Annotated in this window: 23 protein-coding genes and 1 pseudogene; 13 read left to right on the top strand and 11 right to left on the bottom strand. The window is 71.8% G+C overall.

The features are described from left to right. The first annotated feature begins 13 nt into the window (after positions 1 to 13). Positions 14 to 1,465: a DHA2 family efflux MFS transporter permease subunit gene (locus tag AC5L36_RS03900; RefSeq protein ID WP_441213931.1), complete on the top strand. Its 1,452-nt coding sequence runs from the start codon at positions 14 to 16 to the stop codon at positions 1,463 to 1,465. On the opposite strand, the gene AC5L36_RS03905 is transcribed toward AC5L36_RS03900, so the two are convergent. Beyond that, entirely contained in the window at positions 1,429 to 3,069 is a 1,641-nt protein-coding gene (locus AC5L36_RS03905; protein ID WP_441213932.1) for a DNA repair helicase XPB, read from the bottom strand. The two genes, AC5L36_RS03900 and AC5L36_RS03905, sit on opposite strands and share 37 nt — an antisense overlap. 152 nt (positions 3,070 to 3,221) lie before the next feature. On the opposite strand from AC5L36_RS03905, the gene AC5L36_RS03910 reads away from it, so the two are divergent. Continuing rightward, positions 3,222 to 4,076 carry a L,D-transpeptidase family protein gene (locus tag AC5L36_RS03910; protein WP_441213933.1) on the top strand — a complete coding sequence of 285 codons (855 nt, stop codon included), beginning with the start codon at positions 3,222 to 3,224 and terminating at the stop codon, positions 4,074 to 4,076. Between the two features lie 35 nt (positions 4,077 to 4,111). Here the strand turns inward: AC5L36_RS03910 and AC5L36_RS03915 are convergent, their stop codons facing one another. Next, entirely contained in the window at positions 4,112 to 5,152 is a 1,041-nt protein-coding gene (locus tag AC5L36_RS03915; protein ID WP_441213934.1) for a S1 family peptidase, read from the bottom strand. A gap of 163 nt (positions 5,153 to 5,315) precedes the next feature. Next, positions 5,316 to 7,676, bottom strand: coding sequence for a helicase-associated domain-containing protein (locus AC5L36_RS03920; RefSeq protein ID WP_441213936.1), 2,361 nt, complete (start codon positions 7,674 to 7,676; stop codon positions 5,316 to 5,318). A 172-nt stretch (positions 7,677 to 7,848) separates the two neighbouring features. On the opposite strand from AC5L36_RS03920, the gene AC5L36_RS03925 reads away from it, so the two are divergent. Continuing rightward, the gene (locus AC5L36_RS03925) at positions 7,849 to 8,433 is read left to right on the top strand and encodes an HAD family hydrolase (protein WP_441214469.1); all 585 of its coding nucleotides are present in this window, start codon (positions 7,849 to 7,851) and stop codon (positions 8,431 to 8,433) included. A gap of 36 nt (positions 8,434 to 8,469) precedes the next feature. Continuing rightward, the gene (locus AC5L36_RS03930; RefSeq protein ID WP_441213937.1) at positions 8,470 to 8,856 is read left to right on the top strand and encodes a cold-shock protein; all 387 of its coding nucleotides are present in this window, start codon (positions 8,470 to 8,472) and stop codon (positions 8,854 to 8,856) included. On the opposite strand, the pseudogene AC5L36_RS03935 reads toward AC5L36_RS03930, so the two are convergent. After that, positions 8,855 to 9,616: pseudogene (locus AC5L36_RS03935) on the bottom strand (1,4-dihydroxy-6-naphtoate synthase); the annotation flags it as partial. The gene AC5L36_RS03930 and the pseudogene AC5L36_RS03935 sit on opposite strands and share 2 nt — an antisense overlap. 377 nt (positions 9,617 to 9,993) lie before the next feature. Between AC5L36_RS03935 and AC5L36_RS03940 the strand changes: the two are divergent. After that, positions 9,994 to 10,854, top strand: a complete 861-nt coding sequence (locus AC5L36_RS03940) for a GNAT family N-acetyltransferase (RefSeq protein WP_441213938.1) — start codon at positions 9,994 to 9,996, stop codon at positions 10,852 to 10,854. Positions 10,855 to 10,906: 52 nt separating this feature from the next. Here AC5L36_RS03940 and AC5L36_RS03945 read toward each other — a convergent pair whose 3' ends face one another. Beyond that, positions 10,907 to 11,533: a futalosine hydrolase gene (locus tag AC5L36_RS03945; protein ID WP_441213939.1), complete on the bottom strand. Its 627-nt coding sequence runs from the start codon at positions 11,531 to 11,533 to the stop codon at positions 10,907 to 10,909. After that, a complete protein-coding gene (locus tag AC5L36_RS03950; protein WP_441213940.1) occupies positions 11,530 to 13,098 on the bottom strand; it encodes an MFS transporter in 1,569 nt (522 codons plus the stop codon). Before AC5L36_RS03950 ends, AC5L36_RS03945 begins: the two co-directional genes overlap by 4 nt. 9 nt (positions 13,099 to 13,107) lie before the next feature. Here AC5L36_RS03950 and AC5L36_RS03955 point away from each other — a divergent pair, with 9 nt between their 5' ends. After that, the gene (locus AC5L36_RS03955) at positions 13,108 to 13,950 is read left to right on the top strand and encodes a DUF3027 domain-containing protein (protein ID WP_441213941.1); all 843 of its coding nucleotides are present in this window, start codon (positions 13,108 to 13,110) and stop codon (positions 13,948 to 13,950) included. Between the two features lie 3 nt (positions 13,951 to 13,953). Here AC5L36_RS03955 and AC5L36_RS03960 read toward each other — a convergent pair whose 3' ends face one another. Next, complete coding sequence (locus tag AC5L36_RS03960) at positions 13,954 to 14,154, bottom strand: DUF2530 domain-containing protein (protein ID WP_441214470.1); 201 nt, start codon at positions 14,152 to 14,154, stop codon at positions 13,954 to 13,956. Between the two features lie 150 nt (positions 14,155 to 14,304). Between AC5L36_RS03960 and AC5L36_RS03965 the strand changes: the two genes are divergently transcribed. The 6 genes from AC5L36_RS03965 to thpR all read left to right on the top strand — a co-directional run bounded on the left by AC5L36_RS03965 (position 14,305) and on the right by thpR (position 19,470). Further along, positions 14,305 to 15,717: an NCS2 family permease gene (locus tag AC5L36_RS03965; RefSeq protein ID WP_441213942.1), complete on the top strand. Its 1,413-nt coding sequence runs from the start codon at positions 14,305 to 14,307 to the stop codon at positions 15,715 to 15,717. Between the two features lie 70 nt (positions 15,718 to 15,787). After that, the gene (locus tag AC5L36_RS03970; protein ID WP_441213943.1) at positions 15,788 to 16,237 is read left to right on the top strand and encodes a MarR family transcriptional regulator; all 450 of its coding nucleotides are present in this window, start codon (positions 15,788 to 15,790) and stop codon (positions 16,235 to 16,237) included. 70 nt (positions 16,238 to 16,307) lie between these two features. Next, a complete protein-coding gene (locus tag AC5L36_RS03975) occupies positions 16,308 to 17,594 on the top strand; it encodes an MFS transporter (RefSeq protein ID WP_441213944.1) in 1,287 nt (428 codons plus the stop codon). 21 nt (positions 17,595 to 17,615) lie between these two features. After that, the gene (locus AC5L36_RS03980) at positions 17,616 to 18,362 is read left to right on the top strand and encodes a maleylpyruvate isomerase family mycothiol-dependent enzyme (RefSeq protein ID WP_441213945.1); all 747 of its coding nucleotides are present in this window, start codon (positions 17,616 to 17,618) and stop codon (positions 18,360 to 18,362) included. Between the two features lie 72 nt (positions 18,363 to 18,434). After that, on the top strand, positions 18,435 to 18,902 hold the full coding sequence (locus AC5L36_RS03985; protein WP_441214471.1) for a hypothetical protein: 468 nt from the start codon (positions 18,435 to 18,437) through the stop codon (positions 18,900 to 18,902). 4 nt (positions 18,903 to 18,906) lie between these two features. Beyond that, entirely contained in the window at positions 18,907 to 19,470 is a 564-nt protein-coding gene (gene thpR, locus AC5L36_RS03990; RefSeq protein WP_441213946.1) for an RNA 2',3'-cyclic phosphodiesterase, read from the top strand. Between the two features lie 595 nt (positions 19,471 to 20,065). Here the strand turns inward: thpR and AC5L36_RS03995 are convergent. The 4 genes from AC5L36_RS03995 to AC5L36_RS04010 all read right to left on the bottom strand — a co-directional run bounded on the left by AC5L36_RS03995 (position 20,066) and on the right by AC5L36_RS04010 (position 24,605). Continuing rightward, positions 20,066 to 21,052 carry an aldo/keto reductase gene (locus tag AC5L36_RS03995; RefSeq protein ID WP_441213947.1) on the bottom strand — a complete coding sequence of 329 codons (987 nt, stop codon included), beginning with the start codon at positions 21,050 to 21,052 and terminating at the stop codon, positions 20,066 to 20,068. A 31-nt stretch (positions 21,053 to 21,083) separates the two neighbouring features. After that, positions 21,084 to 22,151, bottom strand: coding sequence for a septation protein SepH (sepH, locus tag AC5L36_RS04000; protein WP_441213948.1), 1,068 nt, complete (start codon positions 22,149 to 22,151; stop codon positions 21,084 to 21,086). Between the two features lie 137 nt (positions 22,152 to 22,288). After that, entirely contained in the window at positions 22,289 to 23,416 is a 1,128-nt protein-coding gene (gene serC / locus AC5L36_RS04005) for a phosphoserine transaminase (protein WP_441213949.1), read from the bottom strand. Between the two features lie 82 nt (positions 23,417 to 23,498). Then, positions 23,499 to 24,605: a citrate synthase 2 gene (locus AC5L36_RS04010; protein WP_441213950.1), complete on the bottom strand. Its 1,107-nt coding sequence runs from the start codon at positions 24,603 to 24,605 to the stop codon at positions 23,499 to 23,501. 204 nt (positions 24,606 to 24,809) lie between these two features. Here AC5L36_RS04010 and pdxH point away from each other — a divergent pair, with 204 nt between their 5' ends. After that, positions 24,810 to 25,433 (top strand): pyridoxamine 5'-phosphate oxidase, encoded by a 624-nt coding sequence (gene pdxH / locus AC5L36_RS04015; protein WP_441214472.1) that lies wholly within the window; start codon positions 24,810 to 24,812, stop codon positions 25,431 to 25,433. Positions 25,434 to 25,487: the final 54 nt, after the last annotated feature.

The raw sequence follows: 25,487 nt of genomic DNA on the forward strand, positions 1-25,487 counted from the left end.
CAGGGAACTTCCCATGGGAAAAGAAGTTAGTGATCAGTCACTAGGCAAGCTCCTGTGGACCTTCGTCGTCACCGGCGCGGCCACGTTCATGGTCGCGATGGACAACCTCATCGTCACCAACGCGCTGCCCGTCATCCGGGTCGACCTCGGCACCGGCCTCGAAGGGCTGGAGTGGACCGTCAACGCGTACACGCTCACGTTCGCCGTCCTGCTGCTCACCGGCGCGGCCCTCGGCGACCGTTTCGGCCGGCGGAAGGTCTTCGCGATCGGGCTCGTCATCTTCACTGCGGCGTCGGCCGCCGCCGCGCTCGCGCCGGACATCGACACCCTGATCGCCGCCCGCGCGGTACAGGGCCTGGGCGGCGCGATCATCACACCGCTCAGCCTCACGCTGCTCGCCGACGCGGTACCGCCGGCCCGGCGCGGCACCGCCTTCGGCATCTGGGGTGCGATGAGCGGGCTCGGCGTCGCGCTCGGCCCGGTGATCGGCGGCGCGGTGGTCGACTCCGCGTCCTGGGAGTGGATCTTCTGGATCAACGTGCCGATCGGCCTGGTGCTGCTCCCGCTCGTCGCCGCCGTACGGGAGAGCCGCGGCGGTGCCGGCAGGCTCGACCCGATCGGCGTCGCCCTCGCCACCGCGGGCCTGTTCGGTGTGGTCTTCGGCCTGGTCCGCGGCGGCAGCCACGGCTGGACCAGCGCACCCGTACTCCTCGGGCTGATCGGCGGCGGCGCCCTCGTACTCGCGTTTGTCGCCTGGCAGGCCCGCGCCCGCTACCCGATGCTGCCCCTGCCGCTGTTTCGCAGCCGAGGCTTCAGCGTGTCCAACGCGGTCGGGTTCGTGATGGCGTTCGGCATGTTCGGCGCGGTCTTCCTGGGCGCGCAGTTCCTCCAGACCGTGCAGGGGTACTCGCCGCTCGAAGCCGGCGTGCGCACGCTGCCGTGGACCGCGGCGCCGGCCCTCGTCGCGCCCATCTCCGGCGCGCTCGCCGACCGGATCGGCGTACGGCGGGTGCTGGCCATCGCGCTCGCGCTCCAGGCCGCAGGCGTGGCCTGGCTGGCCCTGGTGAGCGACCCGGACGTCCCGTACGGCGAGCTCGTGCCCCCGTTCGTGCTCGGCGGCGTCGGCATGGGCCTGTTCTTCGCGCCGATGGCCCGGGCCGCGATCGACTTCGCACCGCGCGGCATGGAGGGCGTCGCCTCCGGCGCGTCCAACGCGGTGCGCCAGCTCGGCACCGTGCTGGGCATCGCGGTGCTGGGCGCGGTCTTCTCGGCCGCCGGCGGCTACGCCAGCGGGCAGGACTTCGTCGACGGTATGCGCGCCGGACAGATGGTCGGTGCGGTGGCGCTCGCCGGCGCCGCGCTGCTCGCGCTGGTCATCCCGCAAACCCGCCGGGCCGCGCCGGCCACCGTGGCGGCCCCGCGGGAACGTCAGGCGAGCACGTCGTCCGCGTCGACGATCGTGTAGGCGTAGCCCTGCTCGGCCAAAAACCGCTGGCGGTGCGCCGCGTACTCGGTGTCGATCGTGTCCCTTGAGACCACCGTGTAGAAGTGCGCCTGCCGGCCGTCGGACTTGGGGCGCAGCACCCGACCCAGCCGCTGCGCTTCTTCCTGGCGGGAGCCGAACGTGCCGGACACCTGCACCGCCACCGCCACCTCGGGCAGGTCGATCGAGAAGTTGCCCACCCGGGAGATCACCAGCGTGCGCAGCGTGCCCGAGCGGAACTCGTCGAAGAGCCGCTCACGCTCCTTGTTGGTGGTCGAACCCTGGATGATCGGCGCGTCGAGCGCCTCGCCGAGCTGGTGCAGCTGGTCGATGTACGCCCCGATCACCAGCACCTGGTCGTCGGAGTGGCGCTCGACCAGCGCCTTCACCACCGGGAGCTTGGAACGCGCGGTCGCCGCGAAGCGGTAGCGCTCCTCCGCCTCGGAGGTGGCGTACGCCATCCGCTCTTCGTCGGAGAGCGTCACCCGCACCTCGGTGCAGTCGGCCGGCGCGATCCAGCCCTGCGCCTCGATGTCCTTCCACGGCGCGTCGTACCGCTTGGGGCCGATCAGCGAGAAGACGTCGCCCTCGCGGCCGTCCTCGCGGACCAGCGTCGCGGTTAGGCCGAGCCGGCGGCGGGCCTGGAGGTCCGCGGTGAAACGGAAGATCGGCGCGGGCAGCAGGTGCACCTCGTCGTAGATGACCAGGCCCCAGTCGCGCGCGTTGAACAGGTCCAGGTGGGTGAACGCGCCGCCGCGCCGGGTGGTGAGCACCTGGTAGGTGGCGATCGTCACCGGGCGGATCTCTTTGCGCTCGCCGGAGTACTCGCCGATCTCCTCCTCGGTCAGGGAGGTGCGGGCGAGCAGCTCACGCTTCCACTGGCGGCCGGCGACCGTGTTGGTGACCAGGATCAGCGTGGTGGCCGACGCCTGCGCCATCGCCGCCGCGCCGACGAGCGTCTTGCCCGCGCCGCAGGGGAGCACGACGACGCCGGAGCCGCCGGCCCAGAAGTGGTCGACCGCCTCCTGCTGGTAGGACCGCAGCTGCCAGCCGTCCTGGTCAAGCGCGATCTCGTGCGCCTCGCCGTCGACGTAACCGGCCAGGTCTTCGGCCGGCCAGCCGAGCTTGAGCAGCGCCTGCTTGAGCCGCCCGCGCTCGGACGGGTGCACCGCGATGGTGTCGTCGTCGATCTTGGCGCCGAGCATGCCGGCCAGCTTCTTCGACTTGGCGACCTCGACGAGCACCGCCCGGTCGAGCCCGCGCAGCACGAGCCCGTGCGTCGGATGGTTGACGATCTGGAGCCGCCCATAGCGGTCCATGGTCTCGGCCACGTCCACCAGCAGCGCGTGCGGCACCGGGTAGCGGGAGAAGCGCAGCAGCGCGTCGACCACGCCCTCGGCATCGTGGCCCGCCGCCCGCGCGTTCCACAGCCCGAGCGGGGTCAGCCGGTAGGTGTGCACGTGCTCGGGCGAGCGCTCCAGCTCGGCGAAGGGGGCGATCGCCATGCGACAGGCGAGCGCGTCCGGGTGGTCGACCTCCAGCAGCAGGGTTTTGTCCGACTGCACGATCAATGGTCCGCCGCTCAAGATTGCCCCTCCTCCACGCAGACCCTCCAGTGTTGCACGGACGCCGGCTTGCCCCCGGCGTGCAGACTGTCGCGAAGAAAGTCTTCATCTGCTGCAACCGGACTGGCACTGTCGTGCGTCTACGTGACGACAACTGCTCTGGGGAGGGCGCCGTGGTAGGCAAAGGCTTGCGCTTCGTCGCCGTTGCAGTCGTCGCGCTGTTCGGCGTCGGTGCGTGCGCGCTCGAGTCGCAACCTGGCCAGGCCGGGGGAGATCCCCAGTCGGTGAGTGCGGGGCAGGGCGCTACGGGGGCGAGTGCGTCGCCCGACCCGGCAGCGTCCCCCACGGTCGAGCCGTCACCCACGGTGAAGCCGACTCCGACGCCGACCACCACGACGACGAAAAAGGCTCCGAAGCCGAAGAAACAGCCCAAGCCGGGCTGCCCGCAGGGCGACAGCCAGCGCGAGGTCGAGGTGGCGCTGGCCAAGCTCGGCACGTTCGGCAAGGTCACCGTCGACGGCAAGCAGTCCGACGCCGACTGCGTGGCGATCAAGAAGTTCCAGCAGCGATACGGCATCAGCCCGGCCGCCGGCCGCGCCGGCCCCACCACGGCCGACGTCGCGCAGCGCCTGGCCGCGACCGACACGAGCAAGTGCAAGACCGGATCGGGTACGACGTTCTGCCTCGACCTGACCCATCAGACCGCGTGGGCGATGCGCGGCGGCAAGGTGGTGCTCAAGCCGACCGTCACGCGTACCGGTATGCCCGGCTTCGCGACGCCGACCGGTGCGTACTCGGTGCAGAACAAGGCGCTCAAGGAGTGGTCCAACCCGTACGAGGTGTGGCTGCCGTACTGGCAGCGCTTCAACGGTGGTATCGGCTTCCACGAGACCACGACGTACATCCACACGAAGTCGATCGGCTCGCACGGTTGCGCCAACCTGCTGCACTCCGACGCGGTCGCCTTCTACGAGCTCGGCAAGGTGGGCACCCGGGTGTACGTGTTCGGCCGCCGGCCGGGCACCTGACGCACCCGACCGGCGGCCGTTGGGACCGCTGGTGATCAGCCCAGGCTCACGCCGTAGACCGACATCACCTCGTTGAGCGGCTGGAAGAAGGTCGTGCCGCCGGTGGAGCAGTTGCCGCTGCCGCCGGAGGTCAGGCCGAGGCCGGAGGAGCCGGCGAAGAGCGAGCCGCCGCTGTCACCGGGCTGGGCGCAGACGTTGGTGCGGATGAGCCCGCGCACCTGGCCCTGCGGGTAGTTCACCGTGGCGTTGGTGCCCGTCACCGAGCCGCTGCGTACGCCGGTGGTGCTGCCGCTGCGGCGGACCGACTGGCCGGTGACCGCGTTGCCGACCGAGGTGATCGACTGCGTGCTGCTGCCGGAGTACAGGTAGACCGCGCTGGGCCGGGCGATGCTCGTGTTCGTGTACCGGACGATCCCGTAGTCGTTGCCCGGGAAGCTCGAGCCGGCGCGGGTGCCGAGCGTGGTCGAGCCGTTGCTCCAGCTCGCGCCGGCGTTGGTGCAGTGGCCGGCGGTGACGAAGTAGAGCGTGTTGCCCGAACGCACGTTGAAGCCGAGCGAGCAGCGCGAGCCGCCGGTGTATATGGCCTGGCCGCCGGCGATGAACAGCTGGAACTTGCCAGCCGTGGTCTCCAGGCGGGCCGCGTCGCCGGCGGCGGCCACAGCGGCCTTCACCGAGTCGAGGCGGGCGCCGGTGACGGTGCTGTCGACGGTGACCACGACCTGGTTGGTCGTCACGTCGGTGTAGCGAGCCGTGCCGGGCACGTCGGTCGTCTTCGCGACCGTGGCCGTGACGGCGTCGAGCTGGGCGGCGCTGTACTTGACCGTCTTGGCGGTCGCGCCGGCCTGCCGCACCTGCTTCGCCGCGGCGGCGTCGGTCACGGTGACCACCATCCGGCCGCTGGCGTCGATGTACGCGCCGGCCGAGCGGGCGCCGAGGCTCGTGCTGAGGCTGGTGGCCGCGGGGGCGTCGGCGGCGAGCAGGGGTTCGGGGGCGGCCTGGGCGGCGGACGGCCAGAGCACCGCGCCGAGCAGGAGCACCGGTGCCGCGAGGATGGCGGCGGGTCGGTTGAGTCTCACGTGAGCCTCCGGGGGTTTTGGCACACGTCGGTGACGTGATGGATGATCTCGACCGTTTTGATGCCGAGATGTGAAGAACGTTTCCATCACATCTAGAAATTTACAAGAACTAATATGTGGGGGATGTATCCGGCGATATGGCCGTAAGGCGGCTGGGCAACGGTCAGTCGTCGAGGACCGCGGCGGTGATCCGGTGCAGCGCGAAGGTGTGCAGCATCTCCGTGCGCTCGTCCTCCGCCCGCAGGTAGCCGCCCCCGATCGACACCGGCCGCACCAGCCGGGACGCGGTGGCGCCGTGCGCGTCGACGTACCCCACCCAGACCAGCACCTTGTCACGTACCGCCTGCTGTAGCACGGCGAGCGCCTGGCTGTGCGCCTGTACCGCGGTGAGCCCCTCGACGCCGTGCCCGTTGGCGGCGCGGACGGTGACCGGCGCGCGGCGGGCGGCGCGGGCGGCCGCGTCACCCCGCCGGATCTGCTCGACGATGCCGGCCAGCCGCGGCGGGGTGAGCGGTGGCGGCCCGATCGGGTCGGTGCGCAACCCGACCGCGGTGCGCACCGGCGCCCGGCGCGACTTCGAGCGGCTGAGCACCGCCGCACCGCTGGCGTCCTCGTGCACCGGCGGGTAGCCGGCCTCGCGCAGCGCGGCGAGCAGGCGGCCAATCTGGTACGGCGTGACCAGCACGGTCGGGGCCAGCCGCCGCAGGGTCAGCGCGGCCAGCCGCTTGTCGGCCAGCAGCTGCACCAGCAACGCCTCGTCGTCGCTGCGCACGTACGCCCCGGCGCCGCCCGCACGCAGCCCACCGTGCTTGCGGGCCACGTCGTCGACGAGGTAGGTCAGCCCCTGCGGCACCGGGGTGCGGGAGCGGCGGCGAAAAAGCGAGTGCAGGTCGTCGGCGGTGTAGCCGGCGTCGAGCGCGCGCCGCACGCTCGCCTCGGTCACCCGGTGCACGCTCGCCCCGCCGGCCGACTCCTGCTCGGCCAGCAGCTCCAGCTCGGCGGCGAGCGCCGGCTCCGGCGGGCCGGGCACGACGACGGTCAGGTCGGCCTGCACGAGCAGGTGGTCGACCGGGGCGGGCAGGAGGCCGTCGAGCGCACCCGCCACATCCGGCTCGTCGTCCGCCCGTACGCCCAGCGGGTCGTCGTCTTCGGCCTCGTCGCGGGTGGCGAGCATCCGCCCGTACGACGTGAGCGCGCCCATCCCGGTCACCCCGAGCAGCGCCGCGTCGCTGAGCACCTCGCGGTGGATCGCCTCACGCCCCTTCGCCCGGCGCGGCGCCCGCCAGGCCAGCAGCGCGAGCACCTCCGCGGCGGTCGGCGCGGTGCCGGGTTCGAGCCCGGCGAGCACTTCGAGCACGCCCCGGCGGGCGGCCGGCGCACCGGCGCGTTCCGCCTCGCCGGCGAGGGCGTTGATCGGCCGGTCCCGCTCGTCGCGCTGCCCGACCAGGCCGGCCTGCCGGGTCATCGCCAGCCATGCCGTGGCCAGCCGCTCCCAGCGCCGGGCCAGCGGGATGGCGCGCCAAGTGTCGTACGCCGCCGTAGGCAGGAAGACAAGCTCCGCGCCCACCCGCGCACCGGGCGCGTCCGCCTCGCCGGCCAGCCCGGCCGCGTACGCCACCTCCAGCAGCAGCGCGGCCACCGGCTCGTCCAGCGCGGTCGCCTTGGCCAGCCGGCGCAGGTCGCGCACGCCCAGCCCGCCCGAGCGGAGCATCGTGGCCGGCTCGGCGTCGAGCGCGGCAAGCAGCGCTTCGGCCTGGCGTACCACCTCCATGGCCTGCCCCGCCCCCGCGGAGTCGACGCTCTTGAGGTCGCGGGCGGCGCTTTGGATGGCCGGCGGCCGCACCCGCAACGGGCCGAGCGGGCCGGCGTCGCGGCGCAACAGCAGGCCGATCTCGCGGGGAAGCTCCATCGCCTCGCCGGAGATCCGCACCAGCAGCCCGTTGTCGAGCAGCCACCGGACCGGCGAGTCCGCCGCCGCGGTGCCGTTGGTCAAGGTGCCCACCGGTGGACCGTCCGCCAGGCGGTCGAGTACCGCGCGCGCCGGCGGCGGCGCGGCCAGCAGCGTCCGCCGCAGCCGGGCCGGGTCCGCGCACAGGGCCGCCGCGGCCGGGTCCAGCTCCGCGGCGGGTCGTCCCAGCCCGGCCGGGTACGGCGAGGAGACCTCGTCGACGCCGCCGACCACATGCAGGGCCTCGTCCGGACCGGGTACGAGCAGCAGCGCCCGCAGCCGGCCGAGCGCCTCCCGCACACCGGCGGTCTCACCCTTGGCCATCGCGAGCACCGCGTCGACCGAGGTGGTGCCGTCGTCCGGGTCGCGGGTCAGGCGCACCGCGTCGAGCACCTGGAGCGTGAACTGGTCGAGCCCGTCGAGGGCGCGCGCCACCGATACCCGGGACTGGGCCCGCACCGCCAGCGCCGAGAGGTCGGACGGCACGGGCATGACCAGGTCTGGCCGCAGCTGGAGCAGCGCGGCCAGCGCGCGGTCCGGCAGCGACCGCAGCTGTTCGGCGAGTGTGGTGGCCATCGTCATCCAAAGCTAGCTGAGGCCGTCTGTTGGCGCCGCCAGCGTTGTGGGTCAGTCCCTGCGCCCGATGGTTCGCTCGCAAGCTCGCTCACGTGTCAGGATGATCGAGGAAACGGTCTGGGGGAGGAGCACCGGCGTGGCTGAATCGCTGGTTGTCGGGTTCGACCTTGACATGACCCTCGTCGACTCCCGCCCCGGCATCGCCGCCGCCTTCCGCGAGCTGTCCGCCCGCACCGGCGTCTACGTGGACGCCGAGGCCGCGGTGGCCCGCCTCGGCCCGCCGCTTCGCCATGAGCTGCGGCGCTGGTTTCCGCCCGAGCAGTTGGAGGAGGCCGTCGACGGATACCGCGCGCTCTACCCGGAGTACGCGATCACTCCGTCGATGCTGCTGCCCGGCGCCGCGGAGGCGGTCGAGACCGTGCGCGCGCTCGGCGGCAAGGTGGTGGTCGTCACGTCGAAGCTCGGCCGGCTGGCCCGGCTCCACCTCGACCACCTCGGCCTGCCGGTCGACGAGGTGGCCGGCGATCTGTTCGCCGAGGGCAAGGCCACCGCGTTGACCGAGTACGGCGTGCTGCTGTACGTGGGCGACCACGTGGCCGACATGGTCGCCGCACGCACCGCCGCCATCCCCGGCGTCGGTGTCACCACCGGCCCCTGCTCCGCCGACGAGCTCCGGGCGGCTGGCGCCAGCGAGGTCCTGGGTGACCTGAATGGATTCCGAGGCGCGCTGACGGGGTTGCTCCGGTTAGCCTTGTGACAACCAGCAATCCCGCAAACGGAGTTGAGGTCAGCGGTGCCTACGGGTCGAGTGAAGTGGTACGACGCGCAGAAGGGCTACGGGTTCGTCACCAGTGACGAGGGTGGCGATGTCTTCCTGCCCAAAAACGCGCTGCCGGGGGGCGTCACCGACCTCAAGAGCGGCCAGCGGATCGAGTTCGGGGTCGTCGACAGCCGCAAGGGCGCGCAGGCGATGGGCGTGACGCTGCTGGAGGCGCCGCCGTCGGTCACCGAGCTGCGCCGCCGCCCGGCCGAGGAGCTGCACGGCCTCATCGAAGACATGATCAAGGTGCTCGAGGCGAAGGTCATGCCCGACCTGCGGCGCGGCCGCTTCCCGGACAAGAAGACGTCCCAGATGGTCGCCCAGGTCGTGCACGCGGTGGCTAAAGAGCTGGAGATCTGAGCAAGGCCTCGACGGCCTTGTGCCCCTCGCCGCCGAGGTCCTCGGTGAACCCGTTGACGTAGAGCGCGATGTGCTGGTCGACCACGTCCGGCTCCATCTCCTGGGCGTGCGCCAGCACATAGTCGCGGCTCGCCTCGGGATGCGCCCACGCGTAGCGGACCGACGCCCGCACCCAGTCCGCCGCGGCCTGCGGGTCGACCGCGCCGCGGCGGGCCAGGATCGCCCCGAGGGGGATCGGCAGCCCGGTCTCCCCTTCCCACCACTCGCCCAGGTCGGCGAGCGCGGTGAGGCCGTAGCGCTGGTACGTGAAGCGCGCCTCGTGGATGACCAACCCCGCGTCGAAGCGACCCGCCGCGACGCCCGGCATGATCTGGTCGAACGGCACGATCTCCACCTTCGCCGGCGGCCGCTCGGCAGCCCACTGGCGCATCAGCAGGTACGCGGTGGTCCGCTCGCCCGGCACCGCGATGGTCGCCCCGGTCAGGTCCTCCCGCGGCTCCTTGGTGAGCACGAGCGGCCCGCACCCACGCCCGAGCGCCCCGCCGCAGGGCAGCAGGTGGTAGTCGTCCAGCAGCCAGGGCAGCGCCGCATAGCTCACCTTGACCAGGTCGAACGCCCCCTTCTCGGCGGCGGTGTTGGTCACGTCCACGTCCGCGTACGTCACGTCGAACGCTGGCGCCCCCGGCACCAGCCCGTGCACGAGCGCATGGAAGACGAACGTGTCGTTGGGACACGGCGAGATCGCAAGTGAGAGCGCCACAGCTTCACGCTATCCCGGCCAGCAGCTCTCCGGCCCGGTGCACCGCCTTGGTCAGTTGCAACCTCGCCGACAGCACCACCCGACGGATCCTAGAGCCGCCGAGGCCAGGGGTGCTGTGCGAAGAGCTGTCGAGCTGCTCGCACAGACGGGGCACGCGCGCCCGCGTCTGGAGACCGTCGGACTCGGGGTGTTCCCCCTGGTGTGTGCCTGGCAGTGGGGGGTCCGCGGCCTGGAGGCGGCGCGGCGTACCCAACCCCGGAAGGTATCTCGTGGGCGCACAAGCGGGGCAGGTCGACAGCTCCCCGCACGCGGAGGCCCCCAGGTTGCTTCAGCGCCGAGTTATCCACAGGAATGAGGCAGGGATTGAAGCATGGGTGGTGAGTAGGCAGGCTGCCGACATGGTGGAAACGGGCGGCATCGAGCTGGGTGAGACTCTTCGTGCCTTGCGGCGGCGGGCGGATCTCAGTCAGCGGCAGCTGGCGGAGGTGGCCGGCGTGCCCAAAAGCACAGTGGGGCGCATCGAGTCCGGAGCCGCCCTCGATCCGCGGTTCCGGACCGTGGAACGGCTCCTGCGGGCGGCCGGGGGTGAGCTTGCCGTCAGCGATGGGAGCGGGCCGGTGCCGGGCGAGGAGCTGCGTGATCGGGCGGAGCGGCACTATCCAGCCCACCTCGATGTGCGGCCTGTCGAGGAGCTGACGGACTGGGCGGGAGCGTGGTGGGCGCACTGGCACCGGTTGCCGCGGGAGACCTGGCCGTTGCAGCCGCCGGAGTACACCTACGACTTGAGCCGTGGGCGGCGGGAGCGACGGCGGTGGCGGGAGTGGGTGCGGCGGAGCCTTCGCGTGCGGCGAGTGGGGGATGGCGGCGCCGGCGTGGGCGAGGTCTGGCGCTGGGTCGCGGAGGCTGGCGACGGCGTCGTGGTCGGGGAGTTGCGAGCCCTGGTGCGGGCCGGGCATCCCGAGGACACGCCGGGGCGGCGTGAGGTCTTTCTCGACGGCGTGGTGGTGGCCCGAGGGGTGCGCGGTCTGGGGATCGGACGGCGGCTGGTCGGAGAGTTCGCGGCGGAGGTGGAGCGGTCGGGCGTTGAACTCGCGCGGGCGGTGGTCGGGGCGGGGCTGCCGGCGGCGTTCCTGCGGCGGTGTGGGTTTCACGAGGACTCTTGGCGGCCGGTCGCCCTTGTCCTGGGCGCGCGCCGGTCGACGGCGTCAGGACGGGCCGAGGGCGGCGCACAAAGCTGACGGCGCCGCGACGGGGCGAGGGCCGCCCCAACCGCCCAGGAGCGCCGCGTGGTCAGGCGGTCAGCGCGTGGGCGGCTTTGGCCAGCGCGGCGAGGGCGTCGGGGATGCGCCAGGCGCCGCGGTCGCGGGGGCCGATCGGGTTGGAGATGGTGCGTAGCTCGGCGAAGGGGAGGCCGGCGTCGGTGGCGGCGCGGGCGGCGCCGTACCCCTCCATGGCCTCGGCCACCGCGGCCGGGAAGCGGCGGGTGAGGGTTTCGGTGGTCTCGGCTGTGCCGGTCACGGTGTTGACGGTGAGGATGTCGCCGGTGATCGCGTCGGGGAGCGCGGCGTGCAGGCGGGCCAGCAGCATCGGGTCGGCCGGCGCGATCGCGGTGCCGAAGCCCAGGTCGTCCAGCGGGATGAAGCCTTCCGGGGAGTCCGCGCCGAGGTCGGCGGCGATGCTGCGGGTAGCGAGGACGGTGGCGCCGACCGGGGCGCGGCCGGCGAAGCCACCGCCGATGCCGGCCACGACCACGGCTGTGTACGGGCTGCCGGCTGCCTCGGCCAGGGCGAGCAGGCGGGCGGTGCCGGCGGCGGCCGCCGCGGCGCCCACGCCTACCGCGGCGACGGTCACTTCGCTGGCTCCCGCACGGACCGCCTGGGCCTCCGCCTCGACGGCGGTCACGACCAGCAGCGTCATGTGGGCGGGCCGGACGACGGGCGGTACACATGGAAGCCAGGCGGCGGGACGGTGTCCTTTTCCTTCTCCTGCTCAGTTTCCGCGGCCGGTCCGCGATCTAGCGTCGGCTCCGGCTCCGGCTCGGGCGGCGGTGGCGCTGCCTTGCGGCGCCGGCGTGACGTTGGCTTGGTGGGCGGCGGTGCGGAGGGCGGCGGCGAGTCGGCGTCCGGGTCTGCCCGGCCGTTGAGCCGGTCCTTGCGGAGCGTGCCGGCGACCACCACCGCGCGGGCGGCGGCGAGGACCGCGACGACGGCGGCCACTCCGATGCCCAGGCGGCCGTGGAACGGGATGAGGCCCAGCGCGCCGCCGGCCACCCAGGCGAGCATGAGCACGGTCTCGGAGTGGGCGAACGCGCTGGCCCGCAGGCGTTCGCCGATCCGCTCCTGTATGGACGCGTCGACGGCGAGCTTGGAGATGCCGCTCATGAACGCTGTCACCAGGCACAGCAATGCCACCATGGCGAGCGAGAACTTCAGCGTGGTGAGCACCGCCACGCCGGCCACGATCACGAGCCCGCTGGACTGGAGGGCGGCGGGACGGTGGATGCGCATGCGGGTGCCGATGGCGGTGGCGAGGAAGCCGCCCACGCCGAGCGCGCCGCCGGCCAGGCCCAGCGCGAGCTCGTCTCCCAGGTCGCGGCCGAGGAACTCGGTCGTGAGGTTGCCGGACTTGATGGCGAACGCGAGGAAGAGCAACAGGAAGCCGTAGAGCCCGCGGAGCGCGGCGCTGCTGACGAGCGTGGCGATGACCAGCCGGCCGGTGAGTGCGCGGTCGCCGCGGCGCAGGCCCATCGCGGCGAACGGGCGGGGGAGCGTCTCCGGTGGGTCGGAGTCGGCCTTGGGTGGCAGGCGCAGGGCGACGACCATGCCCACCAGGAAGATGATCGAGGCGACGCGCAGCGGCCACTGCGGGCCGAACTTGAAGGCGGCGAGCCCGATCGGGGTCACGGCGGCGCCGGCGATCATGCCGTACACGCCGGCCCGGGCGGCCGCCTGGGACAGGCCCATGCCCTCGGGCAGCAGCCGGGGCACGGCGGCCGAGCGGGCCACGCCGTATGCCCGGGAGAGCGCCAGCACGCCGAACGCCGCCGGGTAGAGCGCGAGGCCGTGGATGTAGTCGGACATCATCCAGGCCAGGAACGCGCGACCGAGCATGGTGGCGGCCAGCGCGTATCGCCGGCCATGGCGGAAGTGGTCGAGCAGCGGGCCGGCCACCGGGGCGAGCACCGCGAACGGGATCATCGTGACCAGCAGGTAGACGGCGACGCCGCTGCGTGCCTCGCCGATCGACGCGCTGAAGAAGATGGTGCCGGCCAGGCCGATCGCGATGAGGATGTCGCCGGCGTACGACGCGGCGTGCAGGTCGAGCAGGCGGGTCATGCCAACCTCGCCGCCGGCGCCCTTGGTGCGGACGGCGCCGACCTTGCGACCCGCCCACCGGCCGCCGCGGACGGAACTACGGCCGAAGAGCCGCGTCCACCGGATCATCGAGCCGACGGCTCGGCCGAGCGATGGCAACAGCGGCATCCCCCCATTTTGGCGCATGGCACAATAGCCGGCGTGACCAGGACCACCGCCGTTCGTGCCGCTCGTCTCGACCAGGTCTGCGCTGACGCGGTCGATCTGGCCCGTTCCGCCATCACCGAGGTCGACGCCGCAGACGTGGGCGAGCATCTCGACGCGGTGGCCGAGGCCGATCGCGTGGTCACCCACTTCTTCGAGTGCCACTTGGCCGGCTACCGCGGCTGGCGGTGGGCCGTGACGGTCACCCGGGTGCCACGCACCAAGCACGTCACGGTCTGCGAGACCGTGCTGCTTCCCGGGCCGGACGCGCTGCTCGCGCCTGGCTGGGTGCCGTGGGAGGAGCGGCTCAAGCCTGGCGATCTGGGCGTCGGCGACCTGCTGCCCACGCCGCCCGACGATGACCGCCTCGCGCCCGGATACATGCTTTCCGACGACCCGGCCGTCGAGGAGGTCTCCTGGGAGCTCGGCCTCGGCCGTTCCCGGGTGATGTCGATGGAGGGGCGGATGGAGACCGCCCAGCGGTGGTACGACGGCGAGCACGGCCCCGAGGCGCCCATCTCGACCGCCGCTCCCCGCACCGCGCGGTGCGGCTCGTGCGGCTTCTACCTCCCGCTGGCCGGGTCGCTGCGGCAGGCGTTCGGTGTGTGCGGAAACCTGTACGCGCCTGACGACGGCCGCGCGGTCAGCGCCGACCACGGCTGCGGCGCGCACTCGGAGGCGACGCGCGTGGCCGAGCCGCCGGTCGACGAGCTGCCCACGGTGTACGACGACAGCGAGGTCGAGGCGGTCGCGGTGAGCCGCGCACCCGGCTCCGTCGAGGTTGGTGAGCCCGCGGAGCCGTACGGGCACGGCTAGGCGTTACGAGCCGCGGCGCCGCCGCCGGTTTCGGTCGTGGCGCAGCATGACGGCCAGGCCGAGAAATCCGAGCAGGAAGCCGGCCAGGCAGGTCCAGAGCCAGTCGGTGTGCCCGTTGTCTTCCAGCCAACCGCGGAAGAAGACCAGGAGCACCAAACCGGCCACCGCCCAGCCCACGATCCCGGCGACGGCGAAGGGCACCATCGGTGGATCGAGCGGCTCCACCCGGGGTGGTGGCTCGTGTTGATCAGACACGAGGCAAGGGTACGGCTTTGTAACTCGCAGGTGCTTCTTCGGTATCCCCTGATCTGGGACGATGCGCGGAACCGTATTCATGATCATAGGTGAGGTTCCATGGACCGTTTCGACCGGTTCTTTGAGATATCCGCCCGTGGTTCCACGTTGGGTCGCGAGATCCGAGGTGGGTTCGCCACGTTCTTCACGATGGCGTACATCGTCGTCCTCAACCCGCTGATCCTCTTCGGCGCGACCGACGGCGACGGTGCGAAGCTGGCCATCCCCGCCGTGGCCGCCGCCACCGCCCTTGTGGCCGGTGTGATGACGATCCTCATGGGTGTCGTGGCCCGCTTCCCGCTGGCTCTGGCCGCCGGGCTGGGTGTCAACGCGCTGGTGGCGTACGAGATCGCGCCCGAGATGACCTGGGCCGACGCGATGGGCCTTGTGGTGATCGAGGGTGTGATCATCGCGATCCTGGTGCTCACCGGCCTGCGTACCGCCGTCTTCCGCTCGGTGCCTACCCAGCTCAAGACGGCCATCGGTGTCGGCATCGGCCTGTTCCTGGCGCTGATCGGCTTCGTGGACGCCGGCTTCGTCAAGGGCAACGCCGGCACCCCGCCGGTCGGGCTCGGCATCGGCGGCGTGATCGTCACCTGGCCGGCGCTGGTCTTCGTGATCGGCCTGCTGGCGACGCTGCTGCTGGTGGTGCGCCGGGTCAAGGGCGCGATCCTGATCGGCATCCTCGGCACCACGGTGCTGGCCGTCATCGTGGAGGCGATCGCCGACGTCGGCCCGGCCGGCGGCCCGCAGGGCAACCCGCACGGCTGGTCGCTCAACGTGCCCGAGTGGCCGTCCACCTGGGACGCCACGCCCGACCTGTCGCTGCTGGGCGAGTTCAACGTGCTGGGCGCGTGGGACCGGGCCGGCGTGCTCGTGGCGCTGATGTTCGTCTTCACGCTGCTGCTCACCGACTTCTTCGACACGATGGGCACGATGGTGGCGGTCGGCCAGGAGGGCAACCTGCTCGACGACAACGGCCAGCCGCCGCGTACCCGGGAGATCCTGCTTGTCGACTCGGTGGCCGCCGCCGCGGGTGGCGCGGCGAGCGTGTCGAGCAACACCTCGTACATCGAAAGCGCCGCGGGTGTCGCCGAGGGTGCCCGGACCGGTGTGGCCAACCTTGTCACGGGTGCGCTTTTCCTGGTCGCGGTCTTCCTCGCGCCGCTGGTGGAGCTCGTGCCGTTCGAGGCGGCGTCGGCGGCGCTGGTGATCGTCGGCTTCCTGATGCTCACCGCGGTACGCACGATCGACTGGACCGACTACGAGATCGCGATCCCGGCGTTCCTGACGATCGTGCTGATGCCGTTCACCTACTCGATCTCGAACGGGATCGGGGCCGGCGTGATCACCTACGTGCTGATCAAGCTGGTCAAGGGGAAGGCGCGCGAGGTACACCCGCTGCTGTATGCCGTCGCCGGGCTCTTCGTGCTGTACTTCCTACGCGGCCCGGTCGAGACGCTGCTCTTCTGAGCGTTCCCTGAACGTGATCGCAGTCATATTCGGTGGTCGTTAGCCTAGCTTATTAGTTAGGCTAACGACCGTGACGGAGCGGACGGTGATGGCGGTGCCAGTTACCGCTGTGCAGCTCGCGCCGATGGTGCGCGATGCGATCACCAGGCTCAACCGGCGGGTCCGGCAGACCCGGCCCGTCGGTGACCTCACGGCGACCCAGCTCAACGCATTGACCAGCCTCGAGCTGGCCGGTGCGCTGACACCCAGGGAGCTCGCCGACGTCGAGCGGGTCCAGCCCCCGACGATGACGAAGATCATCGCGAAGCTGGAAGAGCGTGGCCTCGTGCAGCGCTCGCCCCACCCGACCGACGGGCGGCAGGTCATCCTGGCGGCGACAGAGGCCGGTCGTGCGGTGCTCGCCCAGTTCGAGCGGGCCCGTGACGAGTGGCTGGCCAGCCGCCTGGCCGAGCTGCGCCCGGAGGAACGCGACACGCTACGGCGAGCCGCCGAGATCCTGCGAAAGCTCGCCAGCGCCTGACGGCCCCCATCGGTGCCGCTTCGTCCACTGTGGATGACGCGCATCATCGGTGAGGGAGGCGCACTCTCAAGTGCGGGCAAAGCTGAGCACCACATTCCAGTCCTTGACGGTCCGCAACTACCGGCTCTTCGCGACCGGTCAGCTGATCAAGCTGATCGGCGTCTGGATGATGTTCATCGCCCAGGACTGGCTGGTCCTCGAACTGTCGGACGACTCCGCCACCGCCCTGGGCGTGGTGACGGCGCTCCAGTTCACGCCCGTGCTGCTGCTTACGCTCTTCTCCGGCCGCCTCGCCGACCGCTACGACAAGCGCCTGCTCCTGCTCATCGGAAACGGCGCGTGGAGCGTGCTGTCCCTCGGCATGAGCGTCCTCGTGGTGAGCGGCGCGGTGCAGCTGTGGCATGTGTTCGTCTTCGCCGGCCTGCTCGGCACCGCCAACGCGGTGGAGACGCCGGTGCGGCAGGCGTTCGTCTCCGAGCTGGTCGGCACCCGGCTGCTGCCCAACGCGCTTTCGCTCTCCGCGGCCACGTTCAACACCGCGCGGATCGTGGGACCGGCGGTGGCCGGTGTGGCGATCGCGGCGTTCGACGTGGGTCCGGTCTTCATGATCAGCGCGGTCAGCTCGCTCGCCCCGCTGCTCATGGTGGCCCGGATGCACGCTGACGAGCTGCACCGCCCGGAGTTGCCGCCGATCGACGAGCGCGACGCGGCGAAGGTGACCGACGGCCTGCGGTACGTGGCCCGCCGGCCCGACCTCGTCATGCCGATGGCGCTGATCATGGTGATCGGCATGGTGCTGTTCAACTTCCAGCTCACGCTCGCCGCGCTGGCCAAGACCGTCTTCAACACCGGCGCCGCCTCCTTCGGCCTCTTCACCACCGCGCTCGCGGTGGGCGCCCTGGGTGGGGCGCTGGCCGGCAGCGGCCGGCGTGAGCGGCCCTCGGCGTACGTGGTGATCGGCGCCGCCTTCGCATTCAGCGTGCTCGGCACATTGGTCGGCCTCGCCCCGGCGTACTGGCTGGTGACCGTGCTGCTCGTGCCCACCGGGTTCTTCATGGTGTACTTCGCGCAGGCCTCCAACCAGCGTGTCCAGCTCAGCGTCGACCCGGCCTACCGCGGTCGCGTGATGGCGCTGTGGGTGCTGGTCTTCCTGGGCACCAACCCGGTCGGCGCGCCGCTCATCGGCCTGGTGGCGGAGAAGTTCGGCGCCGGCGTGAGCATCTGGGCCGGCGGCCTGATCTCCATCGCCGCGGCGCTCCTCGCGCTGGCCTGGCAGCTGCGCCGCACCGGCGGGCGGCTGCGGCTGCGGCTGCGCCCGCTGCCCCGGCTGTACGTGATCCACGCGGGAGTGTCGTAGGCGCGTGCTTGACTGGCGGGCATGGAGCGGTTGCGATTCCTGCGCTGCCTGGCCGACGACGAGGCGCGGCTCCGCGAGGTGGCGGCCCGCGATCTCGACGCGGATGTGCCCAGCTGTCCTGGTTGGACGGTGGCCGACCTGGTCCGCCACGTGGGTGAGGTCTACCTGCACAAGGTGGAGTGCATCCGCACCGGCCTGCGCCCGTCCCACTGGCCGCCACCCAGCCTGGAAAAGGAGGATCCGCTGCCACTCCTCGACCGCGCCTACGCCGCGCTCGTCGACGAGTTGGGTCGCGATCCGTCCGCGCCGGCCTTCACGTGGTTCGAGCCGGATCAGACGGTCGGGTTCTGGGTGCGCCGCATGGCGCAGGAGACGGTGATCCACCGGGTCGACGCCGAGCTGGCCCTCCGCCTGGAGGTCACGCCGATCCCCGACGATCTCGCGGTCGACGGCATCGACGAGGTGCTCCACCTCTTCTTGGCGTACGAGACGGCAGGCGCCCCGGAGGCCTTCGGCGCCGCGCTGTCGCAGAGCGACGGCCACGCGGTGCTGGTCGCCGCCGGCGACGCGCGCTGGTCGGTCACGCCGGCCCCCGAGGGCGTGCTGGTCGGGCCGGCGGACGGTCGGTCGGCAGCCTCGGTCACCGGCGACCCGCAGAGTGTCCTGCTGTGGCTGTGGGGTCGGGCCGGCGGCGACACGGTCCGGCTGGAGGGCGACCGGGAGCGGATCGACGGCCTGCGCGACCTGCTCCGTGACACCACACAGTGAGTCCGCCTTCCGTCAATTGAAACCGGTAGCAATAGTCGAAGATTCGGCTTAGCGTGAAGGATCGTGGCCATCATGCACGCGGTTGTGCTGGCACTAGCGCTGATAGCGCTGGTGTGCCTGCCGTGCCTGGTGGCCCTTTTCATCTGTGCGGAGGGCACGGCGGGCCGTGTCCGGCGTCGGGTGCGTGACCAGCGCGACCGTCGCGACCTGCACCGCCTCGACCGCACGCTGAGCCAGCAGAGCATCTCGCTCGCCGAGCTCGACCAGCACCAGCCGAGCATCCAGCAGATAGCGGCAGACCTGCGCCGCCTCGACCACCAGCGCCTCGGCATCGCCACCCGTTCCAAGGTCTGGCACGCCGCCGTGCTGCTGGCCTACGACGACCGGCTCCGTCTGGCCAGCCGCTGCCTCGGCGTCTGCGAGCACCTCGGCCAGCTCGACGGCGTCGACCTGGAGATCGAGCGGGTCCGGGTCGAGGGCGAGCTCGAGGCGGCCGGCCTACACCTGCGCTCGACAGCGCCACGCCACCAGGATCATTGAGGCGTTGCGGCTCTTCGTCGCGGTCTACCCGCCGGAGCACGTGGCCGACGACTTCGCCGCCCACGTCGAGCAGCTGCGGGTCAGCCAGGCCCTCCGTGAGGGCGTCAACACCCGAGTCGCTTCGCGCGCCAACTGGCACGTGACGCTCGCGTTCCTCGCAGACGTCCCCGACGACCGGTCGACCGACGCGGCCAACGCCGTCGAGCGGGCCGCCGCCCTCGCCGCGCCCTTCGAGGTGCGGCTGGGCGGCGGTGGCCGGTTCGGGCGCGGCCGCTTCACCATCCTGTGGGTCGGTGTCGGCGGCGACGTGCCGGCGCTTGCCGGGCTGAGCCGCGGCGTGCGGCGCGAGCTCAAGCGGGCCCGCCTCGCCTACGACCCCAAGCCGCTCCGGCCGCACCTGACCGTGGCCCGCCCCGGCGACCGCGTCGACCGGTCCGCGGTGGAAGCCGACCGGGCCGCCCTCGACGCCTACGAGAGTCCACGGTGGACGGTGGCCGAGGTGGTGCTGATGCGCAGCCACCCCGGCCCCAAACCCACCTACGACCAGCTTGGCGCCTGGCCGCTTTGAGCGCGATTTCAGCTCTTAACCGTTCTAGAGACCTTTCGGGGTCAGGGTCGCCGCTCGTCGTGCGTTGCTTCAAGGCAGATCTGCCCATGTCCGCGTCAGCTGCGGACCGTATGCTCCCGCGGGCACCGCTCCCGGCCGGCGGCTCGCAGCGCTCGCCGAAACCCCCGGCCGTCCACTGCCAGCTCCGCGAGACAAGCCCGAGCGGGTCTACACGGCCCCACCTGCACCATCCTGACGCAACGTAACCAGCCCAGAGGTCAGGACTTCAAGATCTAGGAGACTTAGGGTTGAAATAGCGCCTTAACTCTCCTAGATCTCGAATCTCGCGCCGCTCACGCCGCCGCGGCGGTTACCCGCGGCGACGAAAACCCGCAGCTTTCCCAGAGCGCCGATCCGGGAACAGACATTGTGGACAAACAGCGACCGTCGCGGCGGCCCAACGGGGTGAGCGCGACCAGCGGCGGACGGGCGAGGCCGCGGGAGCAGCGGTCTGGACCACGACGGACGTCGCGGTAGCTCAAATCTTTTGTCCTAATAGGAACTCAGCGCCCGGGCCACCTCGACTCGAAACGTCTCGAGATCGCGTCTGGCGGGGTTACCAGGCCCAGGCTTCCGGGGCGGGGCCGCCGCTGCCTATGGGTGGGAAGAGCTCGTCGAGCTGGGCGAGCACGTCGTCGGAGAGCACCACGTCGAGGGCGCCGAGCGAGGCGTCGAGCTGGTCGGCCGTGCGTGGTCCGATGATCGGGGCGGTGACGCCGGGGCGGGACAGCAGCCAGGCCAGCGCCACGTTGGCCGGGTCGTAGCCGAGGTCGGCGGCCAGCTTTTCGAACGCCTCGATCGTCGACCGGTGCTCGGCCAGCGTGTCGGCGGCACGTCCGCTCTTGGCCCGCGCCGCGCCGCCCTCGGCCAGCTTGCGGACCGCTCCGCCGAGCAGGCCGCCGTGCAGCGGTGACCACGGGATGATCCCGATCCCGTACCGCTGGGCGGCCGGTACCACCTCCAGCTCGACGTGGCGGGTGAGCAAGTTGTAGAGGCACTGCTCGGACACGAGCCCCAGGAAGTGCCGTGCCGACGCGGTCTCCTGCGCCTGCGCGAGGTGCCAGCCGGCGAAGTTGGACGAGCCGACGTAGAGCACCTTGCCCTGGTCTACCAGCGTCTGCATCGCCTGCCAGATCTCCTCCCACGGCGTCTCCCGGGAGATGTGGTGCATCTGGAGAAGGTCGATCCAGTCGGTCTGGAGGCGGCGCAGCGAGTCTTCGGCGGAGCGGATGATGTGGCGGGCGGAGAGGCCGCGCTCGTTGGGCCAGTCGCCCATCCGGCTGTACACCTTCGTGGCCAGGACCACCTTCTCCCGCCGGCCGCCACCTTGGGCGATCCAGCGGCCGATGATCTGCTCGGTGACGCCCTCGCCGAGCTTCCAGCCGTAGACGTTGGCGGTGTCGAAGAAGTTGATGCCGTGCTCGAGCGCCTGGTCCATCACGGTGAAGCTGTCCGGCTCGCTGGTGTGCGGGCCGAAGTTCATCGTGCCGAGGCAGAGGCGGCTGACCGACAGGCCGGTGCGGCCCAGGTTGGTGTACTCCATGCGCCCAACCCTGCCACGCGGCAGGCGAAGATCAGGAGGTCTCGCGGGCGGCCGGGCCGGTGCCGAAGAGCACGTCATCCCAACTGGGCAGGCGCTTGCGCGGCTTGGCTCCGGGCTCGGTGGACTCGCTCGCGGCGGCAGCGGCGCCGGTGGTGCGCCGGGGGCGCAGCACGGCCAGCGACGGCACCGCCGGCACCTCCTTGGGGAGGTCGCTGTCGTCGTCGAAGGCCGAACCCTGACCGCCGCCGAGCAGTGCGGCCGCGCCACCGGAGACGGCCGGGCGTTGCCGGGCCGGCTCGCTCGGGGCGGCGGCCGGGTCGAGGCCGCGACCGGGGGAGCTGACCGGGCGGTCGAGCGAAGCGAGGAGCGCATCGCGGCCGGCGCGGATCGGGTCGCGGGTGCGCGACTTGTCGCCGGCGGCGGGCAGGCCGTGGCCGCCGCGGCTGGGCTCGGCGCGGGACGGGCCGGGCAGGCCGTGGCCACTGCGCTCGACCGGCGGCTCCTGCCCGAGGATCTGGGTCGGGCGCTCGGCGCACAGGTATTGCGCCATGTCGTCGTGTGGGGAAACCATCTGGCGGGTCTTGTCGAGCTCCCAGATCGCCTGCGCCGTGGCCTTGCCGGAGGGCCAGGTGGCCACGATCCGCCAGGTGCCGTCGTCGCGCCGGTAGGCGTCCCAGGAGATTTTTTCGGAGTCGATGCCGTGCTGGGCGAGGCGGCTGTCGACGACCTCGGCGAGCGGCGCGCCCTTTTCGGACGACTTCAGGCGGGTGCGGCGGGCGTGCTGGGCGAGCATCGCCCGCTCCTGGAGGACCGGGCCGGCGTAGCGCAACACGCGGTCGACCGGCACGCCGGCGATGCGGGCCACGTCGTCGGCCGACTCACCGGAGCGGATGCGGGCCTGGATGTCGCGCGGGGACAGCGACGGGGCGGGCTCGCTGCCGCTGGCGACCGCGAACGTGATCGGCCCGGCGCCCGGCTCGGCGTGCAGCGCGGTGGAGATCCGCTCGTCGAGCGGGAGCGCGAGGAGCCGGCCCACCTCGTCGGCGAGCACCAAGGCTTGGCCGTCCTCGGAGAGGGCGACGAAGCGTACTGGCCGCATCGCGTTGCCTCCGTCCCGCTTCGCTGGCCTGCGCCACCTCTAGCCAGGCCAGGCCAGAGATGTCCTCGGCACACGGTACGCGCAATCTACCTGCCGCGGGGGGAGGCCACGCGGCATGTCGCGCGGCCCGCCACCCGTCAGAGCCGCTCGACCACGTAGTCGATGCAGGCGGTCAGCGCGTCGACGTCGCTCGGCTCGACGGCCGGGAAGAGCGCCACGCGCAGCTGGTTGCGGCCAAGCTTGCGGTAGGGCTCGGTGTCGACGATGCCGTTGGCCCGCAGCACCTTCGCGATGGCCGAGGCGTCGACGCCGTCGGCGAAGTCCACAGTGGCCACCACGTTGGAGCGCAGTGCCGGGTCGCTCACGAACGGCGTGGCGACGCTGGAGCGCTCGGCCCAGCCGTACACGATCGCCGCGCTCTCGGCTGTGCGCTTGGCCGCCCAGGACAGGCCGCCCTGCCCGAGCATCCAGTCGGTCTGCTCGGCGGCCAGGAAGATCGTGGCCAACGCGGGCGTGTTGTAGGTCTGCTCCAGCCGCGAGTTGTCGATCGCGGTGACCAGGTCGAGGAAGCCCGGGATGTAGCGGCCCGACTGCTTGATCTCGGTGGCCCGGGCGAGCGCGGCCGGGGACATCAGGGCGATCCAGATACCGCCGTCGCTGCCGAAGCACTTTTGCGGCGCGAAGTAGTAGACGTCGCTCTCGCGCACGTCGACGTCGAGGCCGCCGGCGCCGGAGGTGGCGTCGACGAGCAGCAGCGCGTCGTCGTCGGCGCCGGCCACCCGCTTGATCGGCACGGCCACGCCGGTGGAGGTCTCGTTGTGCGGGGTGCCGTAGGCGTCGACACCGGCCTCGGCCTCGAGCGTGGGCGCCGAGCCCGGGTCGGCCTTGCGCACGGTCGGCTCGCCGAGGAACGGCGCGGCCTTGACCGAGGCGGCGAACTTGGCGCCGAACTCGCCGAAGCTGGCGAACTGGGCCCGGTCGCGGATCAGCCCGAACGTCGCCACCTCCCAGAAGGCGGTGGTGCCGCCGTTGCCGAGGACGACCTCGTAGCCCTCGGGCAGGGAGAAGAACTCGGCGATGCCCCGGCGCAGCCGCGCGACCTGGTCGCGGACCGTCTTTTGCCGGTGGGAGGTGCCGAGGTAGGTGGTCGCCACGCCGGCCAGCGCCGACACGGACTCGGGGCGCACCTTGGACGGCCCGCAGCCGAAGCGGCCGTCGGCGGGCTTGAGGTCGTCGGGGATCCGGATGCTCGGTGTGTCAGCCACGGCGGACATCTTTCCACCGAACTCCGGCGGGCCGGGATACGGCCCGCCGGAGTGTAAGCAAGGGCACGCCGCCCGTGATCTTCTACAGGCCGTGCGGCACGGTGTCCCAGCCTTCGACGTCGGTGGGCTTGCGCGGTGCCGGGCCGACGTACGTCGCGGAGGGGCGGACCAGCCGGTTGAGCCCCTTCTGCTCCAGGATGTGCGCGCTCCAGCCGCCCATCCGCGCGCAGGTGAACATCGACGTGAACATGTGCGAGGGCACCTCGGCGAAGTCGAGCACCACCGCGGACCAGAACTCGACGTTGGTGGCCAGCACCCGGTCGGGCTTGCGGTTGTGCAGCTCCTCCAGCGCGGCCTTCTCCAGCGCCTCGGCGATCTCGAAGCGTGGGGCGCCGAGCTCCTTGGCGGTGCGGCGCAGCACGCGGGCCCGCGGGTCTTCGGCGCGGTAGACGCGGTGGCCGAAGCCCATCAGCCGCTCGCCGCGGTCGAGCACGCCCTTGACGTACCCCTCGGCGTCGCCGCTGCGCTCCACGGCCTCGATCATGTGCAGCACGCGCGAGGGCGCGCCGCCGTGCAGCGGGCCGGAGAGCGCGCCGATGCCGGACGAGATGCAGGCGGCCGCGTCGGCGCCGGTGGAGGCGACGACCCGGGCGGTGAACGTCGAGGCGTTCATGCCGTGCTCGGCGGCGGAGATGAAGTACGCGTCGACGGCCTTGACGTGCCGCGGGTCGGGCTCGCCGCGCCACCGCTTCATGAACCGCTCGACGATCGTCGAGGCCTTGTCGATCTCCTTCTGCGGCACGGCCGGCAGGCCCAGCCCGCGGGCCGACTGGGCGACGAACGACAGAGCGGTGACCGACACGCGGGCGAGGTCTTCGCGCGCCTGCACGTCGGAGATGTCCAGCAGCTGGGAAAGCCCCCAGTACGGCGCGAGCATCGCCACGGCCGACTGCACGTCGACCCGGATGTCGCCGGAGTGCACCGGCACCGGGAACGGCTCGGCGGGCGGCAGCCCGGGCCCGAATCGACCGTCGACCAGCAACGCCCAGACGTTGCCGAACGAGACCTGACCGATCAGATCTTCGATGTCGACACCGCGGTAACGTAGCGCGCCGCCCTCTTTGTCGGGCTCGGCGATCTCGGTCTCAAAGGCGATCACGCCTTCCAGTCCCGGCTTGAAGTCGGACATTTCGCTCTCCCGGATCTGCTATCGCCAAGCCACGGGGTGGCCGCGGCAGGTTGCGTGCCATCTTGCCTGGTGGGTAACTAAGTTTGCGAGTGCTGGGTCTTGTGGTACATGCGACATCATCCCTTTTCCGCCGAGTTAACGGGGGGTTACCCCTCGCGCCAAGAGGATGGGGCCGTGATCGCAGACACACCCGAGCCCGCTGACATGCGTCGCGACTACGGCACCGGGAAGGCGCTTTCTCGCGACGACCTGGCCCCCGACTGGTGGACCCAGTTCGATCGATGGTTCGCCGACGCGGTCGACGCCGGCCTGCCCGAGCCGAACGCGATGATCGTCGCCACCGCCGACCCCGCCGGCCGGCCCAGCGCCCGCACCGTGCTGCTCAAGGGGTACGACGAACGAGGCCTGGTCTTCTACACCAACTACGAGTCGCGCAAGGGCACCGAGGCGGCCGCCAACCCGTACGCCAGCGTGGTCTTCCCGTGGTTCGCGATGCGCCGCCAGGTCGTGGTCGGCGGCGCCGTGACCCGGGTGACCCGCGCGGAGACCGAGGCGTACTTCGCCACCCGCCCGCGCGAGTCCCAACTGGGCGCCTGGGCCAGCCCGCAGTCCCAGGTGGTGCCCGACCGGGCCGCGCTGGACCGGGCGTACGAGCAGACCGAGAGGAGGTTTCCGGAGCGGGTGCCGGCGCCCGAGCACTGGGGTGGGCTGCGTGTCGCGCCACACACCGTCGAGTTCTGGCAGGGCCGCACCGGTCGGTTGCATGATCGGTTGCGCTACCGCCGCACCGACGAGGGAGTGTGGACCATCGAGCGGCTGGCCCCTTGACGGATAGCCTCACCCGGCGCTCTGCTGGTCGCGCTCGCTTCGCTCGCTGGGCGC

The organism is Phytohabitans sp. LZ39 (assembly GCF_059359075.1).

Excerpts from the sequence above, each read along its gene's own strand:
- AC5L36_RS03900 (WP_441213931.1), top strand. The coding sequence starts at position 14 with ATGGGAAAAGAAGTTAGTGATCAGTCACTAGGCAAGCTCCTGTGGACC.
- AC5L36_RS03920 (WP_441213936.1), bottom strand. The coding sequence starts at position 7,676 with ATGGCCACCACACTCGCCGAACAGCTGCGGTCGCTGCCGGACCGCGCG.
- AC5L36_RS03925 (WP_441214469.1), top strand. The coding sequence starts at position 7,849 with ATGACCCTCGTCGACTCCCGCCCCGGCATCGCCGCCGCCTTCCGCGAG.
- AC5L36_RS03945 (WP_441213939.1), bottom strand. The coding sequence starts at position 11,533 with ATGACGCTGCTGGTCGTGACCGCCGTCGAGGCGGAGGCCCAGGCGGTC.
- AC5L36_RS03950 (WP_441213940.1), bottom strand. The coding sequence starts at position 13,098 with ATGCCGCTGTTGCCATCGCTCGGCCGAGCCGTCGGCTCGATGATCCGG.
- AC5L36_RS03960 (WP_441214470.1), bottom strand. The coding sequence starts at position 14,154 with ATGGTGCCCTTCGCCGTCGCCGGGATCGTGGGCTGGGCGGTGGCCGGT.
- AC5L36_RS03965 (WP_441213942.1), top strand. The coding sequence starts at position 14,305 with ATGGACCGTTTCGACCGGTTCTTTGAGATATCCGCCCGTGGTTCCACG.
- AC5L36_RS03980 (WP_441213945.1), top strand. The coding sequence starts at position 17,616 with ATGGAGCGGTTGCGATTCCTGCGCTGCCTGGCCGACGACGAGGCGCGG.
- AC5L36_RS03985 (WP_441214471.1), top strand. The coding sequence starts at position 18,435 with ATGCACGCGGTTGTGCTGGCACTAGCGCTGATAGCGCTGGTGTGCCTG.
- AC5L36_RS03995 (WP_441213947.1), bottom strand. The coding sequence starts at position 21,052 with ATGGAGTACACCAACCTGGGCCGCACCGGCCTGTCGGTCAGCCGCCTC.
- sepH (WP_441213948.1), bottom strand. The coding sequence starts at position 22,151 with ATGCGGCCAGTACGCTTCGTCGCCCTCTCCGAGGACGGCCAAGCCTTG.
- AC5L36_RS04010 (WP_441213950.1), bottom strand. The coding sequence starts at position 24,605 with ATGTCCGACTTCAAGCCGGGACTGGAAGGCGTGATCGCCTTTGAGACC.
- pdxH (WP_441214472.1), top strand. The coding sequence starts at position 24,810 with ATGCGTCGCGACTACGGCACCGGGAAGGCGCTTTCTCGCGACGACCTG.